At 35.2% G+C, this 24,049-nt stretch carries 19 protein-coding genes and 1 pseudogene; 6 read left to right on the top strand and 14 right to left on the bottom strand.

The window, feature by feature from the left end:
* Positions 1 to 34: 34 nt before the first annotated feature.
* From MHH66_RS03320 to MHH66_RS03280, 9 genes and pseudogenes are all read right to left on the bottom strand, one after another.
* Positions 35 to 412: an OsmC family protein gene (locus tag MHH66_RS03320; protein ID WP_000778855.1), complete on the bottom strand. Its 378-nt coding sequence runs from the start codon at positions 410 to 412 to the stop codon at positions 35 to 37.
* Positions 387 to 1,814 (bottom strand): amino acid permease, encoded by a 1,428-nt coding sequence (locus MHH66_RS03315; RefSeq protein WP_001188004.1) that lies wholly within the window; start codon positions 1,812 to 1,814, stop codon positions 387 to 389. Before MHH66_RS03315 ends, MHH66_RS03320 begins: the two co-directional genes overlap by 26 nt.
* A gap of 205 nt (positions 1,815 to 2,019) precedes the next feature.
* Positions 2,020 to 2,664 (bottom strand): amino acid ABC transporter permease, encoded by a 645-nt coding sequence (locus tag MHH66_RS03310; protein ID WP_078185236.1) that lies wholly within the window; start codon positions 2,662 to 2,664, stop codon positions 2,020 to 2,022.
* Entirely contained in the window at positions 2,665 to 3,321 is a 657-nt protein-coding gene (locus MHH66_RS03305; RefSeq protein ID WP_033706391.1) for an amino acid ABC transporter permease, read from the bottom strand.
* Between the two features lie 87 nt (positions 3,322 to 3,408).
* Positions 3,409 to 4,239, bottom strand: a complete 831-nt coding sequence (glnH, locus tag MHH66_RS03300; protein ID WP_078185235.1) for a glutamine ABC transporter substrate-binding protein GlnH — start codon at positions 4,237 to 4,239, stop codon at positions 3,409 to 3,411.
* Between the two features lie 12 nt (positions 4,240 to 4,251).
* A pseudogene (locus MHH66_RS03295) lies at positions 4,252 to 5,173 on the bottom strand (amino acid ABC transporter ATP-binding protein).
* A complete protein-coding gene (locus MHH66_RS03290) occupies positions 5,118 to 6,578 on the bottom strand; it encodes an alanine/glycine:cation symporter family protein (RefSeq protein WP_002010512.1) in 1,461 nt (486 codons plus the stop codon). The pseudogene MHH66_RS03295 and the gene MHH66_RS03290 overlap by 56 nt, the downstream one beginning before the upstream one ends.
* Positions 6,579 to 6,737: 159 nt before the next feature.
* Complete coding sequence (locus MHH66_RS03285; protein WP_078185234.1) at positions 6,738 to 7,709, bottom strand: phosphotransferase enzyme family protein; 972 nt, start codon at positions 7,707 to 7,709, stop codon at positions 6,738 to 6,740.
* Positions 7,710 to 7,732: 23 nt separating this feature from the next.
* Entirely contained in the window at positions 7,733 to 8,419 is a 687-nt protein-coding gene (locus MHH66_RS03280; protein ID WP_078185233.1) for a CPBP family intramembrane glutamic endopeptidase, read from the bottom strand.
* A gap of 151 nt (positions 8,420 to 8,570) precedes the next feature.
* Between MHH66_RS03280 and gerKA the strand changes: the two genes are divergently transcribed.
* The 3 genes from gerKA to MHH66_RS03265 are packed head-to-tail and all read left to right on the top strand — an operon-like array spanning position 8,571 to position 12,265.
* Positions 8,571 to 10,073: a spore germination protein GerKA gene (gene gerKA, locus MHH66_RS03275; RefSeq protein ID WP_078185232.1), complete on the top strand. Its 1,503-nt coding sequence runs from the start codon at positions 8,571 to 8,573 to the stop codon at positions 10,071 to 10,073.
* Positions 10,054 to 11,160, top strand: coding sequence for a GerAB/ArcD/ProY family transporter (locus MHH66_RS03270; RefSeq protein WP_078185231.1), 1,107 nt, complete (start codon positions 10,054 to 10,056; stop codon positions 11,158 to 11,160). Before gerKA ends, MHH66_RS03270 begins: the two co-directional genes overlap by 20 nt.
* On the top strand, positions 11,141 to 12,265 hold the full coding sequence (locus MHH66_RS03265) for a Ger(x)C family spore germination protein (RefSeq protein ID WP_078185230.1): 1,125 nt from the start codon (positions 11,141 to 11,143) through the stop codon (positions 12,263 to 12,265). Before MHH66_RS03270 ends, MHH66_RS03265 begins: the two co-directional genes overlap by 20 nt.
* Positions 12,266 to 12,296: 31 nt before the next feature.
* Here MHH66_RS03265 and treC read toward each other — a convergent pair whose 3' ends face one another.
* The 3 genes from treC to treR all read right to left on the bottom strand — a co-directional run bounded on the left by treC (position 12,297) and on the right by treR (position 16,381).
* Positions 12,297 to 13,958, bottom strand: a complete 1,662-nt coding sequence (gene treC, locus MHH66_RS03260) for an alpha,alpha-phosphotrehalase (RefSeq protein ID WP_063218715.1) — start codon at positions 13,956 to 13,958, stop codon at positions 12,297 to 12,299.
* A 13-nt stretch (positions 13,959 to 13,971) separates the two neighbouring features.
* A complete protein-coding gene (gene treP, locus MHH66_RS03255; RefSeq protein ID WP_078185229.1) occupies positions 13,972 to 15,399 on the bottom strand; it encodes a PTS system trehalose-specific EIIBC component in 1,428 nt (475 codons plus the stop codon).
* A gap of 271 nt (positions 15,400 to 15,670) precedes the next feature.
* Positions 15,671 to 16,381: a trehalose operon repressor gene (gene treR / locus MHH66_RS03250; protein WP_002010502.1), complete on the bottom strand. Its 711-nt coding sequence runs from the start codon at positions 16,379 to 16,381 to the stop codon at positions 15,671 to 15,673.
* A 438-nt stretch (positions 16,382 to 16,819) separates the two neighbouring features.
* Here treR and MHH66_RS03245 point away from each other — a divergent pair, with 438 nt between their 5' ends.
* Entirely contained in the window at positions 16,820 to 18,229 is a 1,410-nt protein-coding gene (locus tag MHH66_RS03245; RefSeq protein ID WP_078185228.1) for an amino acid permease, read from the top strand.
* A gap of 30 nt (positions 18,230 to 18,259) precedes the next feature.
* Here MHH66_RS03245 and MHH66_RS03240 read toward each other — a convergent pair whose 3' ends face one another.
* A complete protein-coding gene (locus MHH66_RS03240) occupies positions 18,260 to 19,963 on the bottom strand; it encodes a putative bifunctional diguanylate cyclase/phosphodiesterase (RefSeq protein ID WP_002010499.1) in 1,704 nt (567 codons plus the stop codon).
* 822 nt (positions 19,964 to 20,785) lie between these two features.
* Positions 20,786 to 21,115, bottom strand: a complete 330-nt coding sequence (locus MHH66_RS03235; protein ID WP_078185227.1) for a hypothetical protein — start codon at positions 21,113 to 21,115, stop codon at positions 20,786 to 20,788.
* A gap of 380 nt (positions 21,116 to 21,495) precedes the next feature.
* On the opposite strand from MHH66_RS03235, the gene MHH66_RS03230 reads away from it, so the two are divergent.
* The gene (locus MHH66_RS03230; RefSeq protein WP_002010479.1) at positions 21,496 to 23,025 is read left to right on the top strand and encodes a cardiolipin synthase; all 1,530 of its coding nucleotides are present in this window, start codon (positions 21,496 to 21,498) and stop codon (positions 23,023 to 23,025) included.
* A gap of 127 nt (positions 23,026 to 23,152) precedes the next feature.
* Complete coding sequence (locus tag MHH66_RS03225; protein WP_000892986.1) at positions 23,153 to 24,046, top strand: ATP-binding protein; 894 nt, start codon at positions 23,153 to 23,155, stop codon at positions 24,044 to 24,046.
* The last annotated feature ends 3 nt before the right edge of the window (positions 24,047 to 24,049 follow it).

Here is a 24,049-nt window from a genome sequence, read left to right as displayed (position 1 = left end):
AAACGTGAGCGCCCTATTCTCACGTTTTTATGTTTCACTTTACTAATTCAATTGTTTCTGTAACTTTTATACTATCCTTTACAGATTGAACAATTGTGCAATTTTTCACCGCAAGTTGCAGTGCCTTGTCTAATTGTTCTTCTGTAATGTTTTGCGCTTTAATTTTATAGTGCAAATGAACACTTTCAACTGGTTTTGATAAAGCTTCACTTCTCCCAATTTCGGTTTCAATTGTAAACGTATCGTATGTAATACGTTTCTTTTCTAAAATCGTTCGAAAAACAATTGCACTACATCCCGCGATAGAAGAAACGAGTAATTGTAACGGTGAATATCCGTTTTCTTTCCCAATCGCTAATTGACCATACGATAAATCCGCCTGTATATCATCGTGTTTGATTGTTAGTTTCATTTGGTGTCTCCATCTCCACTTTCATCGGTTTCTGCCGTTTCTTATTTATATAATAATATATGTAGCAGAAAATGATAAATGGAATACCACAATATAACGCCATTCGTTGTTCTGGAATAAACGCTAAACTAATAACAACGATGCTATTTGTAATTAAAGCTAAAATTGGAACAAGCGGGTATAGTGGTGTTCTATACTTTAAGTCCTCTAATTTTCCTCCGCCTTTTAAATACTGACTTCTAAAGCGAAGTTGTGATAAAGCAATAATGATCCAACTTGAAACAGCCGATAAACCAGCTATAGATAATAAGTACATATATACTGTATCTTCTGCAAGGAAGCTTGTTAATAAAGAAAGGCCCGCTACTGCAATTGTTACGACTAACGCTGTAATCGGAATACCACGTTTATTTACTTTCTTGAAAGAAGTTGGTGCCATTCCTTCATTTGCAAGTGACCATAGTATACGCGTTGCTGCATATAACCCTGAGTTCGCTACAGATAGAAGAGCTGTAATAATAACGAAGTTCATAATATCAGCTGCATATGGAATACCGATTTTATCAAATACAACTACGAATGGGCTTTCAATTATCCCTGCTTCTTTCCAAGAAATTAACCCTACTAAAATTGTCATTGTTAAAATGAAGAATAACATAATGCGCCATACTGTATTACGAATCGCACGTGGAATTGTTTTTTCAGGATTCTGACTCTCTCCTGCTGCAATCCCGATTAACTCTGTTCCTTGGAAGGAAAAGTTAACTGTAATCATCGTAAGAAGCACTGCGGCTAGTCCATTCGGGAATAGCCCACCATCACTTACAAAGTTAGAGAAAAGAGGCGCTGCTTCTTTTCCATCGTATGGTAAGAATCCTAGTAATGCGCTACCACCAAGTAGAATGAATGCAATAATTGTAACTACTTTAATACTAGAGAACCAAAACTCTAATTCAGCATAACTCTTCGCTGATATTGCATTTGAAGCATATAAAATAACTCCGAATACGAGACACCATACCCAAACATCAACATTCGGAAACCATCTTTTCATCATTAAACCGATCGATGTTAATTCTAATCCTACTGTTACTGCCCATCCAATCCAGTATAGCCAACCGATCATAAATCCAGTTCCTGGTCCAATAAACTTCGTCGCATACTTTTGGAAAGATCCTGAAACTGGCATTGCTACCGTTAGCTCTCCAAGACAAAGCATTGTTAAATACATAATAAATCCGCCCACTAAATATGAAAGGATGGCTCCCCCTGGTCCAGCCTGATTAATGGTGTAACCTGAACCTAGAAAAAAACCAGTTCCGATTACACCACCTAGTGCGATCATAAATAAATGTCTACTCTTCATCGTACGATGTAATTGCTCATTCGTTGTTTGCTGCATCTTAATCCTCCCCCTACAAGTACCCCTATCTCTTTTTAAAATTTTCTGATAATAAAAATATACACGAAAGCGATTACAATTTCTATATAAAATTAAAACTTTTCTGATAAAACAATATAAAAATTCAAATATTAAGAGCTCACAATACTAATTTGAGGAAAAAAAGTATTTATAAGGAAAAAACTCTTACATTTTTTTGTAAGAGTTAACGTATTTCTAATCTTCTAGATAAAATTGATAAACCGTAGTTTACAACAAAATACATACAGGCTACTAGTATAAATGTCGGAATCATATAATTTACATTCTGCCCGCTAATAATTTGAGCATTATGCATAAGCTCTGGCAGTGATATAACAACTGCTAATGATGTATCTTTCAGCAATGAAATAAACTGACTGACAAGCGGCGGGACCATTCTTCTTAATGCTTGTGGTAAAATGATATGCCAAAGCGCTTGCACATACGTTAATCCTGAAGATCTTGCGGCCTCAATCTGTCCTTTTTCAATCGATAATAGACCACTTCGAACAATTTCAGATATCATTGCTGCTTCAAATATTGTTAAAGCAACAATTGTAGCTGTTATAATCTCTAATTTCAAGCCTGCTTCTGGAAGTGCAAAATATGTGAAAAATATAATTAAAAGTAGTGGTAAATTTCGAATCACTTCAACGATAATTCCTAATATTTGTGAGACAACAGGTATTTTCATGTAGCGTAATATTCCTATTACACTACCAATAATAAAGCTAAGTACAATTGCTACGAGCGCTACCTCTAACGTTATGAGTAATCCTTTTAATAAAAACAGAATATGATCTCCTGTAATTGCTCCCTTAAAATCCATTTACACCGCCTCCTTTGCTAAGCGTTTTTCTAAATAACGCACTAGCATACTGAGCGGAAGTGTTAATATTAAATAAAACATCCCGACAAATATATACACATCGAACGTAACTAACGTCTTTGTTGAAATTAAATCTCCTTGATACATTAAATCAGTACCCGCGATAATTCCGAGTATAGAAGAGTTTTTTACTAAATTGAGAAATTGATTTCCTAGGGGAGGGATTACGATTTTCATCGCTTGAGGTAAGACAACATAATACATTCCCTGTACATACGTTAATCCTGAAGACCGTGCTGCTTCCATTTGCCCTTTTGCAACGGATAAAATACCAGCACGAATGACTTCCGCAATAAATGATGCAGTATACACAGTAAGCGTAACTGTCCCTGCTACAAAACCATTTAAAGTGATTCCTATTACAGGTAAAGCGAAATAAAATATAAATGCAATTAATACGAGTGGAATATTTCTTACAAACTCCACAAAAGCTGACCCTATCCAATTTAAAATACGAATAGGTGAAATGCGCATTACAGCCAAAATTACTCCTAAAATAAAGCTTCCTATTAATGCAATTACACTAGACATCACTGTATATTTAAAGCCTTCTAAATACATATCAATGTTATTAGTTAATATAGAAAAATCAGGCACATATTCTCCCCTCTTTCTTTACAAGAAGAGGATGAGTACTCTCATCCTCTCACCCTTACTATTTATCAAGAGACATAAAGTTTCACTTTACTTCTCTTGTTTTTGACCGATCCATTTTTCATATAATTTGTCGTACTCTCCACTCGTCTTCATATCTTTTAGTAAGTTATTAATCTCTTTCGTTAAATCATCTGCACCTTTTTGTACTGCAATTCCGTACGGTTCATCCGTAAAAATTTTCCCTACAACTTCATAATTAGCATCTTGTTTTGCCATTCCGTAAAGAATCGCATTATCTGTCGTTAAAACATCGCCTTTACCAGCTTTTAACGCTGTAAATGCCTCACTATAATTTTCAAATTCTAATACAGTCGCTTCTGGTGACTTTTGACGAATGTTATTTGTAGACGTTGAGCCTTTTACCGCTAACACTTTCACACCCTTTTTCACATCATCAATACTTTTAATATCGCTTCCTTTTTTCACAAGTAACGATTGCCCCGCTTTAAAATATACATCTGAAAAATCCACTTCTTTTTTACGTTCTTCCGTAATTGTCATTGTTGCGATAATTGCATCAATATCACCATTTTTCAGTAGTGGAATACGTGTTTTAGACGTTACTTCTTTTAATTCTAGTTTCTTTTCATCTCCAAGGATTTTTTTCGCAAGCGCCTTTGCGATATCAACATCAAATCCTTCTACCTGCCCAGTGGAAGGATTTTTTAATCCAAATAAGTTCGTATCATTCTTCACCCCAACTACTAACTTCCCGCGCTTCTTAATTTGCTCAACAGCCCCGCCTTGCTTCGTATTCGTTTCTTTCGCCTCATCTTTTTTACTTCCGCACCCGGCAATGACAAGTACGAATAAACATGAAAATACGATTAAGGTAAACAACTTTTTCATTTTAAGCATAAAATTCCTCCTTTAATGATTTAACACTCTTCTTAAAAATAGACGCGCTCTTTCTTGTTCAGGACTTGCAAAAAATTGCGCCGGTGTTGTATCCTCAATGATTTTGCCATCATCCATAAATAAAATCCGATCTGCTACTTCTCGCGCAAATCCCATTTCATGCGTGACAACGACCATTGTCATTCCTTCTTTAGCTAGTGTTTTCATAACATCAAGTACTTCCCCAATCATCTCCGGATCAAGAGCAGACGTAGGCTCATCGAATAGCATAATTTCCGGCTGCATCGCAAGTCCCCTAGCAATAGCTACCCTTTGCTGTTGACCTCCGGATAATTGATGAGGATATACACCTGCCTTCTCCGGGATTCCTACTTTCTCTAAATAAAACATCGCTGTTTTCTCTGCTTCTTCTTTTGAAACTTTATTTACTTTAATTGGTGCTAGTGTAATATTTTGAAGAACTGTTTTATGCGGGTATAAATAAAAGTGTTGAAAGACCATCCCAATATTTCGGCGCAATTCATTCATATTTGTTTTCGCATTGTGTACTTCCGTATTTTGTACAATTAATTCTCCATCGGTAATTGCCTCCAATTGATTTATACACCGAAGTAACGTACTTTTTCCTGACCCTGATGGTCCAACAACAACTACTACTTCACCTTTCTTTACTTGAAGATTAATATTTTTCAAAACTTGAAAGTTACCGTAATATTTATTAACTTTACGAAATTCAATCAACATAACCCCTCCTTCCCCTAAACAAAGCATGTACATTCTTTTTATATTCAAAAATAAGCAAAAAAATAACTTTCCTCTTCATTTTGCCCATAAAAAAGAGCAAAGGGATTTCCCTTTGCTCTCTTATTCCTATTCTATTAAGATACTTCTTCTTTTTTATCTTTTCCGTATTCATGCTCCCAGAAATCTGCATTTTTAATTCCTAATTTCTGCGGATCGAATACTGGATCTTTTCCTTCTTTTTTCTGCTTTTCATAATCCTTTAATGCGATCAATGCCGGTTTTTGTAATAATAGAATCGCAATAATGTTAACCCATGCCATAATTCCTACACCAATATCTCCTAAAGCCCATGCTGTTTCTGCTGTTTTTACACAACCGTAGAATACAACTCCTAAGAATACAAACTTTAGTACGATAGACATCCAAGGACGGTCTTTATCACGATTTAAGTAAGCTATATTCGTTTCTGCAATGTAGTAATAAGCCATAATTGTTGTAAATGCGAAGAATAGTAAAGAGATTGCTACGAAACCGTTTCCAAATCCAGGGAAAACAGATTCTACTGCTGCCTGTGTATAACCAGGACCTGGCTGTGCACCATTTAATTTATTGACGATAAAGTTTTTTCCGCTTGCATCAAATACGTTATACATGCCTGTAATAATCATCATAAATGCTGTTGCTGAACAAACAAATAATGTATCAATGTAAACGGAAAATGCTTGTACTAACCCTTGTTTAGCTGGATGCGATACTTCAGCAGCTGCTGCTGCATGGGCCCCAGTTCCTTGCCCTGCTTCGTTTGAATAAATACCACGTTTTACACCCCAAGAAATTGCTAAACCGATAATCCCGCCAAAAGCTGCTTCTAATGCAAATGCACTTTTTAAAATTAACATGAAAGCGTCTGGTAATTTTTCAATATTCATAGCTACAATTACACAAGCTACTAAAATATAGCCAAGTGCCATAAACGGTACTACAACTTGCGCTACGTTAACAATTCGCTTAACTCCACCAAATATAATAAGTGCTAATGCCGCTACTAATACCGCTCCTGATACAGAAGTATTAATACCAAAAGCTGTTTCTAGACTTACAGCAATACTATTCGCCTGAACACCCGGTAACAGCATCCCCGTCGCAAGAATTGTCGCTGCAACGAATACTAAAGCATACCATTTAACACCTAGTCCTTTTTCAATGTAATAAGCAGGACCACCGCGGAATTGCCCTTGATGCTTCGTCTTATATATTTGTGCAAGCGTCGATTCTACATATGCAGAACCAGCTCCTAGAAAGGCTACCGCCCACATCCAAAATACAGCCCCTGGACCACCAAAGGCAACAGCCGTTGCAACACCTGCAATATTTCCTGTTCCAACGCGCCCTGATAATGAAAGTGCTAAAGCTTGGAATGAAGAAACACCCGCATCCGATTTTTCCCCTTGAAATGTAAGTTTCACCATTTCTCCTACATGTCTTACTTGTAAAAACCTTGTTCGAATGGAAAAATATAGACCTACTCCTAAACATAAATAGACAAGTGCTGGACTCCAAACAATATTATTTATCCAACTTACGATAGCTTCCAACTTTCCCCCTCCTTCTTTATAAAGAATATTCAGAATATATATAAAATTATAAGTGTATACCGAATCTATAACAATATTATTTTAATAAAGCAAACATATTTTTGTATAAAAAAACAAAGTATATATTTATTTTATATACTTTGTTCCCTTATCTCTGTATTATGTATTCACTATTGCCTCTTGCTTTATAATTCTTTCATACAACTCATCTGATAACTTTTGAAAATCCTCTGGCATATCTTTCCCCTTAAATTTCTTTTGAATCGTACCGTATAGGCCTATATCACGTAACCGTAAAAATAACGGTAACGATTCATACCAACTATCCGCCAGTCTGTGCTCATATTCATAACCTTTTCGTAACACTTGTAACTGTTTGCAAGCAAATTCTTTCCTCTCTTCTGTAGTCCACGGTGTAAAAAGAACAGAGTAATAAAGAACCATTGCCAAATCATGAATGAAGTAATTATAGGCAGCGTCATCAAAATCAAAGATTGTTAGCCCTTTTCCATCATAATGAAAATTACCTGGATGAATATCGCCATGCATAAGGCCAAACGTTTCTCTTTCGATTGGAAGAGCCTTTATTTCATCCATTAATACAGTGGCAATCCCTTTCACCTTCTCATCTTCTAATCCATTAACAATGCTACTTTCATCCTCTTCCCACGTATCACGGTAGTCTGTTTTAGGATAATCCATTGTAAGGCGGTGCAGTTGTCCAATCGCTTTTCCCCACGCTTCAAAGTAAGCATCTCCCCAATAAGGCGATCCTTCTCCTTTTACTTGCTCACCTTGTGCATATGTAAATAAAGACGCGAAAAAGAAAGTGCCATCTTCCGCTCCAATTTCTTCTACAAGGTTTTGAGATATTGAATTACGAGGTCCCGCCACTTTTGCCCCACGCTCTGCAACATACCGTAAAAAATCTAGTTCGGCCTCTACCTCTTTTTTAGAACGATGAGAAGAATGAGTTAAGCGTAATACGTAATCTTCATTATTTTTACCCTTCGCCTTAAAAATATAATTCTCAAAATCACCAAGTGGTTTTTCTTCCACTGTTACATTAAATATCTTTGCAGCTTCTGCTAAAATCTCATTTGTAAAAACTCGTTCCACAGCTATTTCCATATGTATCCCTCCCATATATCTTCTTAATTCGACATAAATGTGAGAAGTACTGCTATGAAATTGAATAATGCATGGGCAACCATAGCTGATAAAATAGAATTTGTTTTCTCATATAACCACGCAAATACTACTCCGCTTAAAAAATTCACCGGTAATGTGTTATATGTGGGAATATGAACAACTGTAAATATTATTGAACTTATAAGCACACCGCCCCATATGCCATATCTATCTCGAAAAAACGTATAAAAAACACCCCGATATAAAATCTCTTCATATATTGGTGATATAACCGCCGCTCCAATTACCGCGATACAAAATGAATATATTGATTTATCATTTTGTACCGTCTCCGTTTTACTATTTTCAAAAGAAATCCCCAGTTTCTCCATTATCATTAATACTCCAATACTAACTACAATCAAAGAAATAACCGCTACAAATGTCCACAATAAATCTTTCCATGAAAGCTTCCGAATTCCAATATCTTTCCACGACAGTTTATATCTTTTTATGCAAAAAAGATAAACTAAAAATGTAAATATCACTGCCATTATAAGTCCCATTAATACTCCAGCATATAATGAGTTCCCTATTATTTTTAAAGCATAATCATAAAAAAGAGATTCAACCATTACTGGTACAATCAGAAATACAAAAACAAATAAATATAAAATTTCTTTCCATCCCCACATACATTTTAAAGTCATCTACACCATCCCCCTATATCCTATTTTCTTTAGTATAAAAGATGACGTAACGTAACTTTCAAGCTACTTTTTTTCAAATAATCTAAGCATAATTTTCTCACAAACAACAAAAATTAACAGAAGGAATTTTATTCTAAAAGAGGTGGAAATTATGACACAACAAGAAGAACAGCAAAAGAGTAAGAATCAAAAGCATATGTTTCCATCACTTCCGGAAAATATTAATTACATTGAAAATAAGCTCTGTCATTCAGATGATATAAAAAAATTAGATATCCCTTTTCAAAACGGAAAAGGAACAATTTTATATATCGAATCTTTAGCAGACCCAAATTTAATTCATCAATTAGCTCTTGAACCCTTATTAACTCGATCTGATCTATCTTTAGATAAAGCATTTTCTACATTAAATATGAAAAAAGAAACGAATTTAAATTACGGTGTACAACTCTTATTACAAGGTAAATCTTTATATTTCCATGAACATGTCGAAAGCTTTTGTATTTTTGAAACAGCATTATCTTTAAAGAGAGCTATAACAGAGCCTGATAATGAAGGGATTGTACGCGGACCACATACTGGTTTCGTAGAAGATTTAGCAACCAATTTAGCGTCTATTCGTAAACTCATAAAAAGTCCAAATGTCGTCGTTAAATATTTCACACTTGGTGAAGAAATGCACACGAAAGTGGCAATTGCTTATATTCAAAATATAGCTAATGACGATCTCGTTGCAGAAGTGAAAAGAAGATTAGAATTGATTAAGACAGATGCACTCATGCCACCAGGTTACATACAAGAATTTATAGAAGATACGTCTTTCTCACCATTCCCGCAGCAATTAAATACAGAGCGTCCAGATAGAACCGCCGCTAATTTAATGGAGGGACGAGTTGCTATTTTATCAGATGGGGATCCAACAGCTCTTATCGTTCCCGTCACATTATTTGCCTTTTATCAATCTCCAGATGATTATAATAACCGCTGGATTGTCGGTTCTTTCGTACGAATGATTCGCTTAGTAAGTTTCTTAATCGCCTTTCTCTTACCAGCTATATATATCGCAACCGTGGCCTTCCATCCTGATGTATTGCCACTTGAACTCGTTTATACAATTAAAGCTTCATTAGAAAAAGTACCGCTCCCTCCTATTTTTGAAGCTCTCTTAATGGAGTTGATTTTCGAATTATTACGAGAAGCTGGTATTCGTTTGCCGAGCCGCGTTGGACAAACAATCGGTATTGTAGGTGGTTTAGTAATTGGGGATGCAATTGTAAAAGCTGGACTCGTTTCTTACACAATGATTATCGTTGTGGCTTTAACTGCAATTGCGTCTTTTCTCGTTCCATCCAACGACATGAGTTCAGCAGTTCGTATTCTTCGTTTTCCGTTAATGATCCTTGCTGCTATATTCGGATATGTAGGGATTTCATTTGGCTTAATTATAACTTTCGTTCACTTATGTCAGCTTCATTCTTTTCATACACCATATCTTTCCCCTCTTGCACCAATGAATATAAAAGATATGAAAGATGCTTTTATCAGACTTCCAATTTGGTCGTTTTGGGAACGACCACATGATTCAAGACCGAAAAAAATGCAACGACAACTTGTAACGAGAGAGGATGAGAACGGTGACAAACACGCAAAGTAAAATTTCGCTAGTTCAATTGACCTTTTTCGTTATTCAATGCCAAATCGGTGTTGGTATACTTTCTCTACCAAACCGTCTTCACCCAATAGCTAAAGGCGGTGGATGGATTTCTACACTCGTAGCTGGTCTTGCGACTCAAATTATTATTTTACTTATGTGGTTTTTATTAAAAAGATTTCCTAATGCAAATATATATGAAATTGTTTGTATGATGTTTGGTAATAAATTAGGAAAACTATTAGGATTCTCTTATGTTTTTTATTTTACCCTTATCGGTATGACCGTTATGTTAAATGCTTGTAATGTCATTAAAGTATGGATTTTGCAAGCAACTCCTTGGTCTGCAATTCTCATATTATTTACAATCGCTTGTTGTTATGTAGCTTATAATACATTTAAAGTCATTGTACGATTTTATGTCATGGCCTCTATTCTCATTTTGCCCATGGCTCTTTTAATTGCCTTAGGGCTCACACGAGCTGATTTCTCTTATATTTTTCCCATTACAGAGGCTGGATGGTGGAATATTATTCAAGCATCGAAAGAAACAATTACGGCAATGTATGGTTTTGAAATTATTCTTATCGCTTTTCCAAAGGTAAATGGGAATCCTGTGGAACGGCTGAAAGCAATTTCTATCGCTAATGGATTCGTAACCCTTTTTTACACTTTTACGGTTTGGATTTGCTTTATCGTATTTAGTCCAAAGCAAATTGAGCTTATTCCAGAGCCAGTTGCTTACTTATTGCGCTCCTTACATATCGGGATTATAGACCGCACTGATTTAATATTCATACCAATTTGGATGATAACTGTCGTAGCTTCTATTGCTAGTTGTTACTGTGCTGCTTCTATAGGCATTGGGCATATATTCAACCTTGCTAATCATAAAAAAGCTGTTCCAATTGTTGGAATTGTCACTTTTAGTATCGCCTTATTTATAGATACACCTGAAGAATTAAAAGTGATTGCAAATTTCACTGATAAATTCACTTATATTTTCATTGTCGTTCTTCCCTTTTTATTTCTTCTTTATTCCTTATTAAGAAATAAGAAAGGAGCTCCATATGCGCAAAAAAATAGTTAAATTATGTAGCATCTTATGTGCTAGCTCACTTCTTTCTGGTTGCTGGGATCAAGAACCTTTAAGGGATGCTAGATTAGCTTATAGTATTGGATTTGATATTACAGAAGAAAATAAACTTCAACAAACCATCGAACTTGTAAGAAGTTCAGGAAGCGAGCAATCTTCATTTGAAAATGAAATACATTCAGCAACCGGACATAACATACGAGATACTAGCGATACTTTGAAAGAAAATGTGACTGGGAATATTCGCTATTTCAAATACGGTGTGCTGCTATTAGGAACAAAAATTCAAAAAAAAGGTATATTACCCTATTTAGATGTTAGTTTTCGAGACCCAACAAATCCAACTGCTCTGGTAAAACTTATTTCAGTAGATGGTGAAACAGCTGAAATACTAAAAAAAAAGAAAGTAGGAAATTTACTAATTGGAGATTTTCTAAAGAAAAAAATTAAAAGCTTAGAGGACATGAGTGTATTTCCGAAAGAAACTTTAGAAACAGCCGCTACAAAAATGTTAGATCCGGGTAAAGATTTCACTCTCCCTTCTATAAAAATAAAAGGAAAAGAAGTTATTACAGACGGGTTAGCTTTATTTAATAAAGACAAATTAACTGGACATTTACCCCTGAAACAAGCTGTTTTATTCGTGTTATTAACCGGAAAAATGGGAACAAGTGCCCGTATAACCCAAAAACTTACTAGTGATGAATCAGAGAAGACATCTGATTATTTAACAATGGAAGTGAGCAATCAGAAATTAAAACGAGACTTAAAAATAACAACAGATAAAAAAGGGAATGTTTATGCTCACATTAAGCTCCAACTAAAAGTGATAGTACTTGAGGCTCCAAGAGATAATATTTATAGAATGGAAGAAAGGAAAAAATTAAATGAAAAATTATCTAAACAACTCACAAAAGAAGCAAAACAAATAACGAAAAAGCTACAAAAAGCAAATTGTGACGCTTTCGGTATAGGTAGAAATCTTATCGCTTATCATCCAGAGTTATGGAAGAAAAAGAATTGGAATAAAGATTATGCAAAGGTAAAATTTAAACCGGAAGTAGAAGTAAAGATTTTATATAGTGGCGTCTTAAAATAAAAAGGTTGGACGCCCGCCGGCATCCAACCTTTTATTTCATATAACGATATACAATTGACTCATACGGTCTTAAGTTAAGATTGGTAATATCTTTACTTGAATCTTTGTAATTTGATAATAATACTTCTTGTTTCATTCCATCCAATTGAACATTCACTGGTGCAGAATACGTTATTTCTTCTCCGTAGAAGTTATTGATAACAAGTAATACTTCATTATTTACAGTACGTGTATACGCCCAAATGCTAGGATGATTTCCATCTAAAATAGCATATTTCCCTTCTGTAAGGACATCGTATTTTTTTCTAAGTTCAATTAGCTTTTTATAATGATAAAATACAGATTCTCTATCTTCTAATGCCTTCTCTACGTTTATTTCTTTAAAGTTTTCAGCCACAGAAATCCAAGGTGTACTTGTTGTAAAACCACTATTCACCTCTTCATTCCACTGCATCGGAGTACGGGAATTGTCACGAGATTTTTGTTTTAAAATCCCGATAATCTCTTTTTTTGATAATCCTTCTTCTAGCTTTATATCATATATATTTAACGATTCTACATCACGATATTGCTCGATGGACTCGAATTTAGGATTCGTCATACCGATTTCTTCACCTTGGTAAATGTAAGGCGTTCCTTGCAACATATGCATAGCTGTCGCTAACATTTTCGCAGATTCATTCCGGTACTTCTCATCATCACCAAACCGTGAAACGATACGAGGCTGGTCATGATTACACCAAAATAACGCATTCCATCCTCCGCCCTTTTGCATTTCAATTTGCCAATTAGACATAATTTCTTTTAATTTAATGAAATCAAAATCAGCTTGCGTCCACTTATCACCATTCTGATAATCTACTTTTAAATGATGGAAACTAAACGTCATGCTTAGTTCATTGCGCTCAGGATTCGAATATTTAATACAATTATCAATTGTCGTAGATGACATTTCTCCAACTGTAATTACATCTTTCCCTTCAAAAACATTTTGGCTCATCTCTTGTAAATATTCATGGACGCGTGGACCATCTGTGTAATATTTACGCCCATCACTTGTAGCCGTGGTGCCTTCATCACTTAAAAATCTTTGATCTTTTGAAATTAAGTTAATAACATCAAGGCGAAATCCTTTTACACCTTTCTCCAACCAAAAGCGCATCATATCGTACACTTCTTCACGAAGCTTTTCATTTTCCCAGTTTAAATCAGCTTGCGTCTCATCAAATAGATGTAAAAAATATTGCCCTGTTTTCTCATCATATTTCCAAGCAGATCCTCCAAATTTAGACTGCCAATTATTCTTTTCATCACGCCAAATATAATAATTTCGATACGGACTATTCTTATCTTCTTTTGCTTCTTTAAACCACTTATGCTCCGTTGAACTATGATTTACAACGATATCAAGCATGATTTCAATGTCACGTACTTTCGCTTCTTTTAAAAGCTCTTCAAACTCTTCCATCGTCCCGTAAGATGGATCAATGCTGTAATAATCACTTACATCGTATCCATTGTCATTTTGTGGTGATCGGTATATCGGTGTTAACCAAATATAATCCACTCCAAGTTCCTTTAAATAATCTAATTTCTCTGTAACTCCCTTTATATCACCGGTTTCTTTATTATAGTAACTATTAAAGCTCTTCGGATAAATTTGATAGACTACACTTTTATGCCAATCTTTCATGCTTAATTTCCTCCTACTTCTGTTTTACTCGTTTCGCAAATAACCATGTTAATGTAAATGGAATTACTACTGCGATTATCATCCCTACAATAAACATTGGAATCGATTTCGGAATGATAGAAATAAATGCTGGCAATCCGCCAATTCCGATTGCTGGTGCTAATACACCATTTAATGTAATACATATCGCTGCTATAGCAGACCCAATAATCGCTGCATAGAACGGGAATTTTTTTCTTAAATTCACACCGAACATCGCTGGCTCTGTAATACCGAAGTACGCTGAGATTGCTGATGTTGATGCCATACTTTTATCATTTTGATTTTTAGAAATCCAGAACATCGCTAGTGCCGCACTACCTTGTGCAATGTTAGAAAGAGCAATCATCGGCCAAATAAATGTACCGCCGTGCTGTGCAATTAGCTGTAAATCAATTGCAATAAACATATGATGCATTCCTGTAATTACGAGCGGTGCATATAATGCTCCAAATAATACTGCTCCAAGTACTGGTACCGTTTCATATACGCCAACTAATCCAGCCGTTAATAAATCGCCAATATGACGTGTAACTGGACCGATAATTCCTAACGCTAACACACCCGTTACAACGATTGTTGTAATTGGTACAACTAATAATTGAATTGCGTTTGGCACATGTTTCTTTAAGAAGATTTCAACTTTACTTAATACGAATGCTGCTACTAAAATGGGTAAAATTTGACCTTGATACCCTACCTTTTCAATTTGGAATAGCCCTAAAATATCGAAGTACTCAATCTTTTGTCCCTCTAAACCAGTCGCTGCTTTTCCATAATCCCACGCGTTTAATAAGGCCGGATGCACAAGCATTAATCCCATAACAATCCCTAGTATTGGACTACCACCAAAGCGCTTCGTTGCTGACCAACCAACAAGTGCTGGTAAGAATACGAATGCTGTATTGGCCATCATATTAATTAAATCCCAAAGCCCACCTAAATTCGGATATACTTCTAATAAATTTTTCCCATCAAAAAATAAGTCCTTTGCCCCTAACAGGTTATTAATCCCCATTAGTAAACCTGCCGTAATAATTGCTGGCAAAATCGGCATAAATACATCTGAAAATACTTTTACAAACTTTTGAACTGGATTTAATTTTTTATCCCCTGAACCTTTTACGTCAGCTACTGTCGATTCTTCCATACCTGCAAGCGTTATCAATTCAGCGTATACTCGATCGACATCACCTGGACCAATTACAATTTGAAATACCCCAGCGTTATGAAACGCTCCCTTTACTAATGAAACAGACTGCAATTTCTCATTATCTATTTTACTTTCATCTTTTAAAGCGATACGGAGCCTCGTTACACAGTGCGCAGCTTGTTCAATATTGTCTTTCCCACCAATATACTGCAACACTTCTTCTGCTGTTTTACGATAGTCTTTCCCCATATTCCCGTCCCTCTTTTCTTTTTTTGATACCGTTTACACTTACATATTAACTCGTATATATAAGTTGATGATTTTTTTATAAAGTGAAACTTTAATCAGTGGGGGTTTTGTTCATCCCCCACTGATTATTAGCCTTCACCAATCGGGCATTTACAGGCAGTTGATCTCCCACCTAACTTCTTTGCTCCAGCTGAATTTTGAGGTGGGAGTTTTACTGCCCACAAATAGCGGGATAAATAAAGAGATGGAACGATTATTTCGCTCCATCTCTTTATTTTCTTCGCGCCACATCCGAAAAGTGAAAAATATCTAAACGGTGACGTGATTCCGTATATTCGAACTGACTCCCATCGTATAAATGAGTAAAGTTTTTTACAACGACAACATAGTCTGTTCCATTTAAATCCAAATACTTTCGGTCATCCTCTGTACATGGTTGCACTTCAATTACCCGCTGTGAATAGCTAATATGTAGCCCTAATTCTTTCTCAATGTATTTATAAATCGATGCAGTTGCAATTTCTCTCGTTAATCCTGGAATATATTCCGATACAAAATGGTTTATATCTAAAATTACTTTTTCTCCATCAATATTTCGTACACGTTTAATATGATTTATTTCCGTTTTTTCTTTCACGTTTAATAACTTTGCTACATCTTGTGTCGCTTTCATTTTCTCTATTTCCACGACTTCTGTAATACAATGACGTCCTAAACGTTCATTTTCTTCTTGAAAACTTACAATACCACCAAAGTTAAATTCAATGTTTTTGCGCTTTAATACAAAAACACCTTTTCCGTGTATTTTTTGAACATATCCACGCTCTTGCAATAAATCTACAGCTTTTCTTACAGTACCCCTACTTGCCTCATACTGCTTCATTAATTCCGTTTCTGATGGGATTTTACATCCTTCTTTTAATTGTTTATTATCAATAGACTTGCTGATTTCTGTATAAATTTGTTCATACTTACTCATCATCTACAATAGCCCCTTGTCACCTTCTAGTTCTATATATATTATACCACGCTATACTCTTCTGCCAATCTCTCACTTATTTTCCAGTACAAGAAAACTATAGGTAAATATTTAGTCTCTAAAACGTATTTTTATAAATTTTTCTTTTCATTCAAAAAAACATGTAGTATACTAACTTCAAAATCAGAGGAGAAAGGGAGCAAAGAACTATGCTTACTTATACAACTGTAGTTACATTTGCACAAAAACATCATCATCATACTTAACCCTTGAAACCTAGCGGAAAAATTTCGCGTAGGTACAAGGGTTATTCCCGTTGTACCTACGCTTTGGCAAAGAGCCATGTAGGTATTTTTTATCTACATGGCTCTTTTTTTATTGCCAAAAATGCTAGTAAAAAATGATGTTTAAGCAAAACTTACTACAAAGGAGTTAACAAAAATGGAAACGAAAAAATGGGGATTATGGATTTTAACAGCTTTTGTTATCGGGAATATGGTTGGCGGTGGCGTATTTATGCTCCCAGCAAATTTAGCACACGTATCAGGTCCAATGGGATCTACACTGGCATGGAGTATTACAGGACTTGGTGTATTTATGATTGCACTCGTATTTGGAAATTTAGCAATCCGAAAACCAGAATTAAAAGCTGGACCACAAAGTTACGCTCAAGCAATGTTTACTTCTCAAAAGACAGGTAAAGTTGCAGGATATAGTATGGCTTGGGGATACTGGGCTGCTAACTGGGCTGCTAACTGGGCTGCTACAGCATCTGTAATTATTTCCTTTGCAGGATATTTATCAACATTCTTCCCAGTTTTACAAAGTAAGCAAATTCTCTTTTCAACAAACGGATTTTCATTAGAACTTGGAAAAGCTTTAACCTTCATAGTATGTAGTATGATGCTATGGGGAATTCAATATATTCTTTCTCAAAATATTGATAGAGCCGGAAATATGAACCTTCTTGCAACAATCGCAAAAATCATCGGATTTACAATGTTTATTGTAATCACATTATTCATTTTCAATGCCTCTAATTTCGGGGACGGTCAAACATTTATGAATGAAGCTGGACAACCTATTTCGTTGGGTGGACAAATAAATTCCGCTGCTATTGCAACACTTTGGGCGTTTATCGGTATTGAGTCAGCAGTTATGCTCTCTAACCGTGCAAAATCTCAGCACGATGTTAAGAAAGCTACGATTTTCGGATTAATCATCGCTCTTCTTATTTACATGGCAATTACTCTACTAACAATGGGCGCTCTTCCACAAGACGCTTTAAAAGAGTCTCAAAAACCATTAGTAGATGCATTAAATTTAGCAATTGGTACTAAAGGTGCTTATATAATGGCCTTACTTGCACTCGTATCTTTATTCGGCTCTACTGTAGGATGGATCGTTGTTAGCTCAGAAGTACCTTACCAGGCTGCTAAAAATGGACTTTTCCCTAAGTTTTTCAGTAAAACAAATAAAAAAGGTAGTCCTTCAAAATCATTATTTATTACAAATGTGATGACGCAAATTTTCTTATTCTCAACGATTTCTGGTACTGTTTCAGAAGCATATAATTTCGCTATTGTTGTAGCGACATTAGCATATTTAATCCCGTACCTTGTTTCTACCTTGTATCAGTTAAAATTAGTTATTACGGGGGAAACGTATGATATAATGCCGGGATCTCGAATAAAAGATGGAATCATTACTGCATTAGCATTTTTATATTCCATATGGGTTATTAAAACGGGAACTGCTGATTTAAAAACATTCTTCTTAGGCATTGGTTTGTTTGTATTAGGTCTTATTCTTTATCCAGTTTTAATGAAAGATTCACAAAAAAAACAATAAAAAAGAGAAGCTTTTCGCTTCTCTTTTTTATTAAAAATCAGTTAATAACTTTTCTTTTAGTTCCCCTATATCTAACGGTTTCGCATAATAAAAACCTTGTACAAAGTCGCAACTCATTGATTTTAATAAACTTTCTTGTTCTACCGTTTCTACCCCTTCAGCAACCACTAATAAATTTAAACTATGGGCGATTTCAATAACCGATTTTACAATCGTTCGCTCTGGTTGTGCATGATCATAATGAAACTCACGAATAAAATTACGATCAATTTTCACAATATCAAGTGGTAGTTGTTTTAAATAATATAATGAGGAATACCCTGTTCCGAAATCGTCTAAAGCGATTAAAATTCCCATACTTCTTAATTCTTGTAATGTAGCAATAATATAATCAAAATGACGTACAGCTATACTTTCTGTTATTTCTAATATTAAACGATTTGGCGGAAACCCTGTTCGCTTCAATATACTACGAACAGATAAAATAAATCGCTTTTGCATCAATTGTTGTATTGATAAATTAACAGATAACTTCAGTCCCTCTTGATAATCTGGTAAAGTTTTAAACAGTCGACATGACTTTTCTAGTACCCAGTCTCCTAGTTTTATAATAAGTCCACACTCTTCAGCTACAGGGATAAATTCACTTGGTGAAATAGGACCTTCTTCTGTCTTACAGCGTACTAAAGCCTCAATACCAGTACATTTCTTTGTTTTCAAATCAATAATGGGTTGTAATGCCACTTTTAATTCTTCGTCACGAATCGCTTTTTGCAAAGCAAATTCTATTTTCATTCTACGGTTTATTTTCGCACGTAATTCATCTGTAAAGAAGCACGCCGCATTTCTTCCTTGCTCTTTCGCACTATACATGGCTAAATCCGAATTTTTTAATAACGTTTCAACGTCTTTTCCATCTTGTGGATAGGAACAAAGTCCTAGACTAGCTGAAATATATACTTCATGACCTTCAAGCATAAATGGCGCTTGAAAGCATGATAACACGGATGTCGCTAACTGCCTCATCTCATCATGTGTATGAGTTTTTGTTAACAGCACAAATTCGTCGCCACCAAGCCTAGCCAGAACATCTTTCTCTCCTAGCACATAATGCAACCGTGAAGCAACTTCGCTTAAAAGTAAATCTCCTATCATATGACCTAACGTATCATTCACTAATTTAAAACGATCTAAATCAAAGTAAATCATGCCAAACTCTATTTTCTCTGCAATCATCTTATTTACAGTCGTAATTAACTGTAAACGGTTCGGTAAACTTGTTAACGCATCATGATAAGCAAGTTCCCTATAACGACTTTCGCTTAATCGTAATCTTTGTTCTGCTTCTTTCCTACTACTTATATCATTTCGAATTGCAATAAATTGATAAGGTTCTCCCTTTTCATTTAAAAATGGAACAATTGTTGTTTTAACCCAATAATACGTACCATCTTTTGCTTGATTTCGAATTTCCCCTGTCCAGACTTTTCCACTCAAAATACGCTTCCATAGGATTTGAAAAAATGCTTTCGGATGATATCCGGAATTTAAAATACGGTGATCTTTTCCTATTAACTCTTCTCTTTTATATTTTGAGATTTTACAAAATTTATCATTCACATATGTAATAAGACCATTTCGGTCTGTAATAGCAACAATTGAAGACTCATCTAATGCTAATTTTAAATCTTGCAATGAAGAGTCATATAATGCATGACCTCTTTGTTCTAGCATGCGCACCTCTCCTTGCTTCCTATCTGACTAAAACACAACTCGTTTCTCTTCATAGAAATAGAGATATTTCATTTTCTAACAATACGCCTTTACATAAAATGAAACTTTAATCAGTGGGGGGGATGTCCATCCCCCACTGATTATTAGCCTTCACCAATCGGGCTTTTATCTCCCACCTAACTTCCTCACATTCACCGAATTTTGAGGTGGGAGTCTTACTGCCCGTTAATGCGGGATAAATCACAATTTTTTTCTAAATAGGCCGATTAAAATAACATAATATTATTTATAAAAAAAAGCAATATGGTGCTGTTTTAATTATAGTAGAAGCTTCTCATCTCTCTACTTATCTAAGCTTATTATACAGTATTCTCTTACATTCTTTGAATTTGTAAAGTGACAATTTCATCACTATTAGCCTCTGCTCCCTACTAATACGACCTCACACCTAACCTCTTTTATTTCATTAAATGTTAAGATGTAAATCTAATTGCCGATACATAATGAAATAGAGATTAATATACAAAATGCAACGATTCACGAATAATAATATAAAGTGAAACTTTAATCAGTGGGGGTTTTGTTCATCCCAACTGATCACCAATCGGGCTTTTACGGGTAGCAGGGCTTCCACCTAACTTCTTTGTTCCAGCTGAATTTTGAGGTGGGGGTTTTACTGCCCACAAATAGCGGGATAAAGCCAAAATTTTCATTTAACATATTGAATTACAATAACAAAATATTAACATATTTTCACCTTGTTTTTGGAAATATTTTATAAATAAATTATTAAACTAAAAAAGAGGATATCCTCTTTTTAGTTTAATACTGATATGGTATTTGCTGATAACCCGGGTATGACATTGGATATGGTGCTGGATATGTTACTGGGTACGGTGCTGGATAGTAGCCTCCACCTGCTGCACCCGTTAATGCGCCAGCTGTAAGCCCACCTAACATGCCTCCAGCAAAACTTCCTGGGAAAAATCCTCCGCCCCACGAGCCGCCACCCCAGCCCCATCCACCACCGTGATGATGATGATGATCATCATGATTGTGTCCTCCATGGTGATTATGCCCTCCATGGTGATTATGCCCTCCCCCACCATGATGATTACGATAATATCCTCCGTGATTTAGCATATAGTTCATTTCTCTTCCTCTCCTTTTCAATTTCCCTACTTTAATATGTGTTGTATGAATAGTAAGGATACTGTTAATAATCCGTATAGTATGGATAGCAATATCCGCCATAACCAAACGCAGGACTAAGTAAAGCCCCTTCCAGGAAAGAATCCTCCTCCTAAAAATGGAGAATGTACAAATCCACCAAATGGAAGATCGTACATTTTATTCATCCCCTTTTCTATATAAAAATGTAATAATATACTGTATGTAGGACAAATGCGGAAAGCATGGGGAAAATGTCTATATTTTGTAAAAAAAACAAAACACTTTATAATAAGAATATCAGATTACACCTTTTATATAAGAAGTCTATATTTAAGAAAGATTTGAGGAATTTTATAGAAATGAAGAAACCTATCGTTCAATTATTATTAATATTTACAATCGTATCTATCGTTCTTTTCCTATTAAATACATCGGTTATTTCGTTATATACGTTTGTTGGTGCTCTATGGTCCATCACAATCGTAGGAATTTCATTCGTTATTTTTATCGAAAATAGATCACCCCAAAGTACCTTAGCGTGGTTTTTAGTATTAGCACTTCTTCCTGTTGTAGGTGTACTTTTATACTCTATTTTCGGGCGTAGCCGTTGGAGAAGAAAAAAACATCTTCATCGTTCAGAAGAACAAAGAAAGTTATTCCGCGAAATATTAGAAGGAAGACGACTAGAATTATCACTCACAGTCCCATTACATGAACGTTCTATACATTTAACAGAAGTCGTACAAAAATTCGGAGGCGGGCCTGCCGCAGATAGAACGACAACAAAACTTTTAACAAACGGTGATCAAACCTTTTCAGAAATTTTGAACGCAATCGAGAATGCAAAACATCACATACATATTCAATACTATATTTATAAATCTGATGAGATTGGTACCAAAGTACGAGATGCTTTAATACAAAAAGCAAAAGATGGTGTTATTGTACGATTCCTTTATGATGGACTCGGAAGTAATACGTTAAGACGACGATTTTTACAACCTATGAAAAAAGCTGGAATTGAAATTGTCGAATTTGACCCTATTTTTTCAGCTTGGTTACTCGAGACAGTTAATTATCGTAATCACCGTAAAATCGTCATTGTAGATGGAGAAATTGGTTTTACCGGAGGGCTCAACGTCGGTGATGAATATCTTGGTCGCTCAAAAAAATTCCCGGTTTGGCGTGATAGTCATTTAAAAATAGAAGGAAAAGCATTGTATAAATTACAAGCCATCTTTCTAGAAGATTGGCTTTATGCGTCTAGTGGATTGAATACTTATTCTTGGGATCAATTTATGAATAGACACTACTTCCCAGGAAAAGAAATTCCGGATGCAGAAGGTGCGGTGCAAATTGTAGCAAGTGGACCAAGCTCAGATGATAAAAGTATTCGTAATACATTACTAGCTGTTATGGGCTCAGCCAAAAAATCTATTTGGATCGCTACACCATACTTTATTCCGGATCAAGAAACTTTAACATTATTACGCTTAAGTGCAATATCTGGCATAGATGTACGCATTTTATATCCTGGTAAGAGTGATAGTATTATTAGCGATCAAGCATCTCAATCCTATTTCACTCCACTTTTAAAAGCTGGTGCTTCTATTTACAGTTATAAAGATGGATTTATGCACGCAAAGATTGTACTCGTTGACGATAAAATTGCAACAATCGGAACAGCAAATATGGATGTACGTAGCTTTGAATTGAATTATGAAATTATTAGCGTACTATATGAATCAGAAACCGTTCATGATATTAAACGCGATTTTGAAGAAGACTTTAAACACTCCACTGAAATTAAATGGAACTCGTTCCAAAAAAGAAGTATCAAAAAACGAATATTAGAGTCCTTTATGCGACTCATTTCTCCTTTACTATAAGCAATCAATGTGATATTGATTGCTTTTTCTTTTATATTTCCCCCTTCTCCTTTTCTTTGCATACCATATTAAAACAAGTTATCATAAGATGTATTACTTTATGAAAATAATGTTAGGTGGGAAATACATGTTAGAACAATTTCATATACATTCTGATTTAAAACAGCAGCTTTCTACAATTCATGAAAAGAATAAACAAGAAGCTGGTGAAAATGCACATTTAATTGGCAAGAAAATATATAAAGCATCTGATAACAGCATTATTGAAGATGCCATTACAGCACTTTTACTTGGTAAAAACATTCTATTAAAAGGACCAACTGGTAGTGGTAAAACAGTACTAGCGGAAACTCTTTCTTCTTTATTCCAAAAACCAATGCATAGCATTAACTGTTCTGTCGACTTAGATGTAGAAGGTATTTTAGGATACAACACATTACAAACGAAAGACGGCGCATCTGAAGTTACGTTCGTTAACGGTCCTCTTATGAAGGCAATGAAAAACGGTCATTTCCTTTATATTGATGAAATCAATATGGCAAAACCTGAAACGTTACCACTTCTTCATGGTGCGTTAGATTACCGTAAAATGATTACAAACCCATTTACACAAGAAGTTGTATACGGTGATGACGAATATCGCGTAATTGCTGCGATTAACGAAGGTTATGTTGGTACAAGTGAACTAAACGAAGCGTTAAAAAACCGTTTCGTTATTATTGAAGTTCCTTACATTCAAGGTGATACATTAAAAGAACTATTACTATCTGAATCAAAATTAAATGATGTTGCAACAATTGAAAAGTTCGTTGCATTCGCAAGCGATCTTATGCCTTTAGCTCGTGATGGGCGCGTAAGTGAAGAAGCAGCTAGTATTCGTGGCATTATCGATGCATGTGATTTAGGTGTATATATTCCTGTTATGCGTGCAATTGAACGTAGTATTATCGCAAAATTAAACGATGAAACAGAACAAATGACTGTCCGTGAATTAGCAGAAAGTTATTTCTTTGAGGGATAATTC

It is taken from the genome of Bacillus sp. FSL H8-0492, assembly GCF_038006145.1.
Lineage (GTDB): Bacteria > Bacillota > Bacilli > Bacillales > Bacillaceae_G > Bacillus_A > Bacillus_A mycoides.
The sequence above is the reverse complement of the archived record's forward strand: the minus strand, read 5'-3'. Positions and strand labels throughout refer to the sequence as shown.

Excerpts from the sequence above, each read along its gene's own strand:
- MHH66_RS03245 (WP_078185228.1), top strand. The coding sequence starts at position 16,820 with ATGGAAACGAAAAAATGGGGATTATGGATTTTAACAGCTTTTGTTATC.
- MHH66_RS03265 (WP_078185230.1), top strand. The coding sequence starts at position 11,141 with ATGCGCAAAAAAATAGTTAAATTATGTAGCATCTTATGTGCTAGCTCA.
- gerKA (WP_078185232.1), top strand. The coding sequence starts at position 8,571 with ATGACACAACAAGAAGAACAGCAAAAGAGTAAGAATCAAAAGCATATG.
- MHH66_RS03280 (WP_078185233.1), bottom strand. The coding sequence starts at position 8,419 with ATGACTTTAAAATGTATGTGGGGATGGAAAGAAATTTTATATTTATTT.
- treP (WP_078185229.1), bottom strand. The coding sequence starts at position 15,399 with ATGGGGAAAGACTATCGTAAAACAGCAGAAGAAGTGTTGCAGTATATT.
- MHH66_RS03285 (WP_078185234.1), bottom strand. The coding sequence starts at position 7,709 with ATGGAAATAGCTGTGGAACGAGTTTTTACAAATGAGATTTTAGCAGAA.
- MHH66_RS03230 (WP_002010479.1), top strand. The coding sequence starts at position 21,496 with ATGAAGAAACCTATCGTTCAATTATTATTAATATTTACAATCGTATCT.
- MHH66_RS03235 (WP_078185227.1), bottom strand. The coding sequence starts at position 21,115 with ATGAACTATATGCTAAATCACGGAGGATATTATCGTAATCATCATGGT.
- MHH66_RS03315 (WP_001188004.1), bottom strand. The coding sequence starts at position 1,814 with ATGCAGCAAACAACGAATGAGCAATTACATCGTACGATGAAGAGTAGA.
- MHH66_RS03240 (WP_002010499.1), bottom strand. The coding sequence starts at position 19,963 with ATGCTAGAACAAAGAGGTCATGCATTATATGACTCTTCATTGCAAGAT.
- treR (WP_002010502.1), bottom strand. The coding sequence starts at position 16,381 with ATGATGAGTAAGTATGAACAAATTTATACAGAAATCAGCAAGTCTATT.
- treC (WP_063218715.1), bottom strand. The coding sequence starts at position 13,958 with ATGAAAGATTGGCATAAAAGTGTAGTCTATCAAATTTATCCGAAGAGC.
- MHH66_RS03310 (WP_078185236.1), bottom strand. The coding sequence starts at position 2,664 with ATGGATTTTAAGGGAGCAATTACAGGAGATCATATTCTGTTTTTATTA.
- glnH (WP_078185235.1), bottom strand. The coding sequence starts at position 4,239 with ATGCTTAAAATGAAAAAGTTGTTTACCTTAATCGTATTTTCATGTTTA.
- MHH66_RS03225 (WP_000892986.1), top strand. The coding sequence starts at position 23,153 with ATGTTAGAACAATTTCATATACATTCTGATTTAAAACAGCAGCTTTCT.
- MHH66_RS03320 (WP_000778855.1), bottom strand. The coding sequence starts at position 412 with ATGAAACTAACAATCAAACACGATGATATACAGGCGGATTTATCGTAT.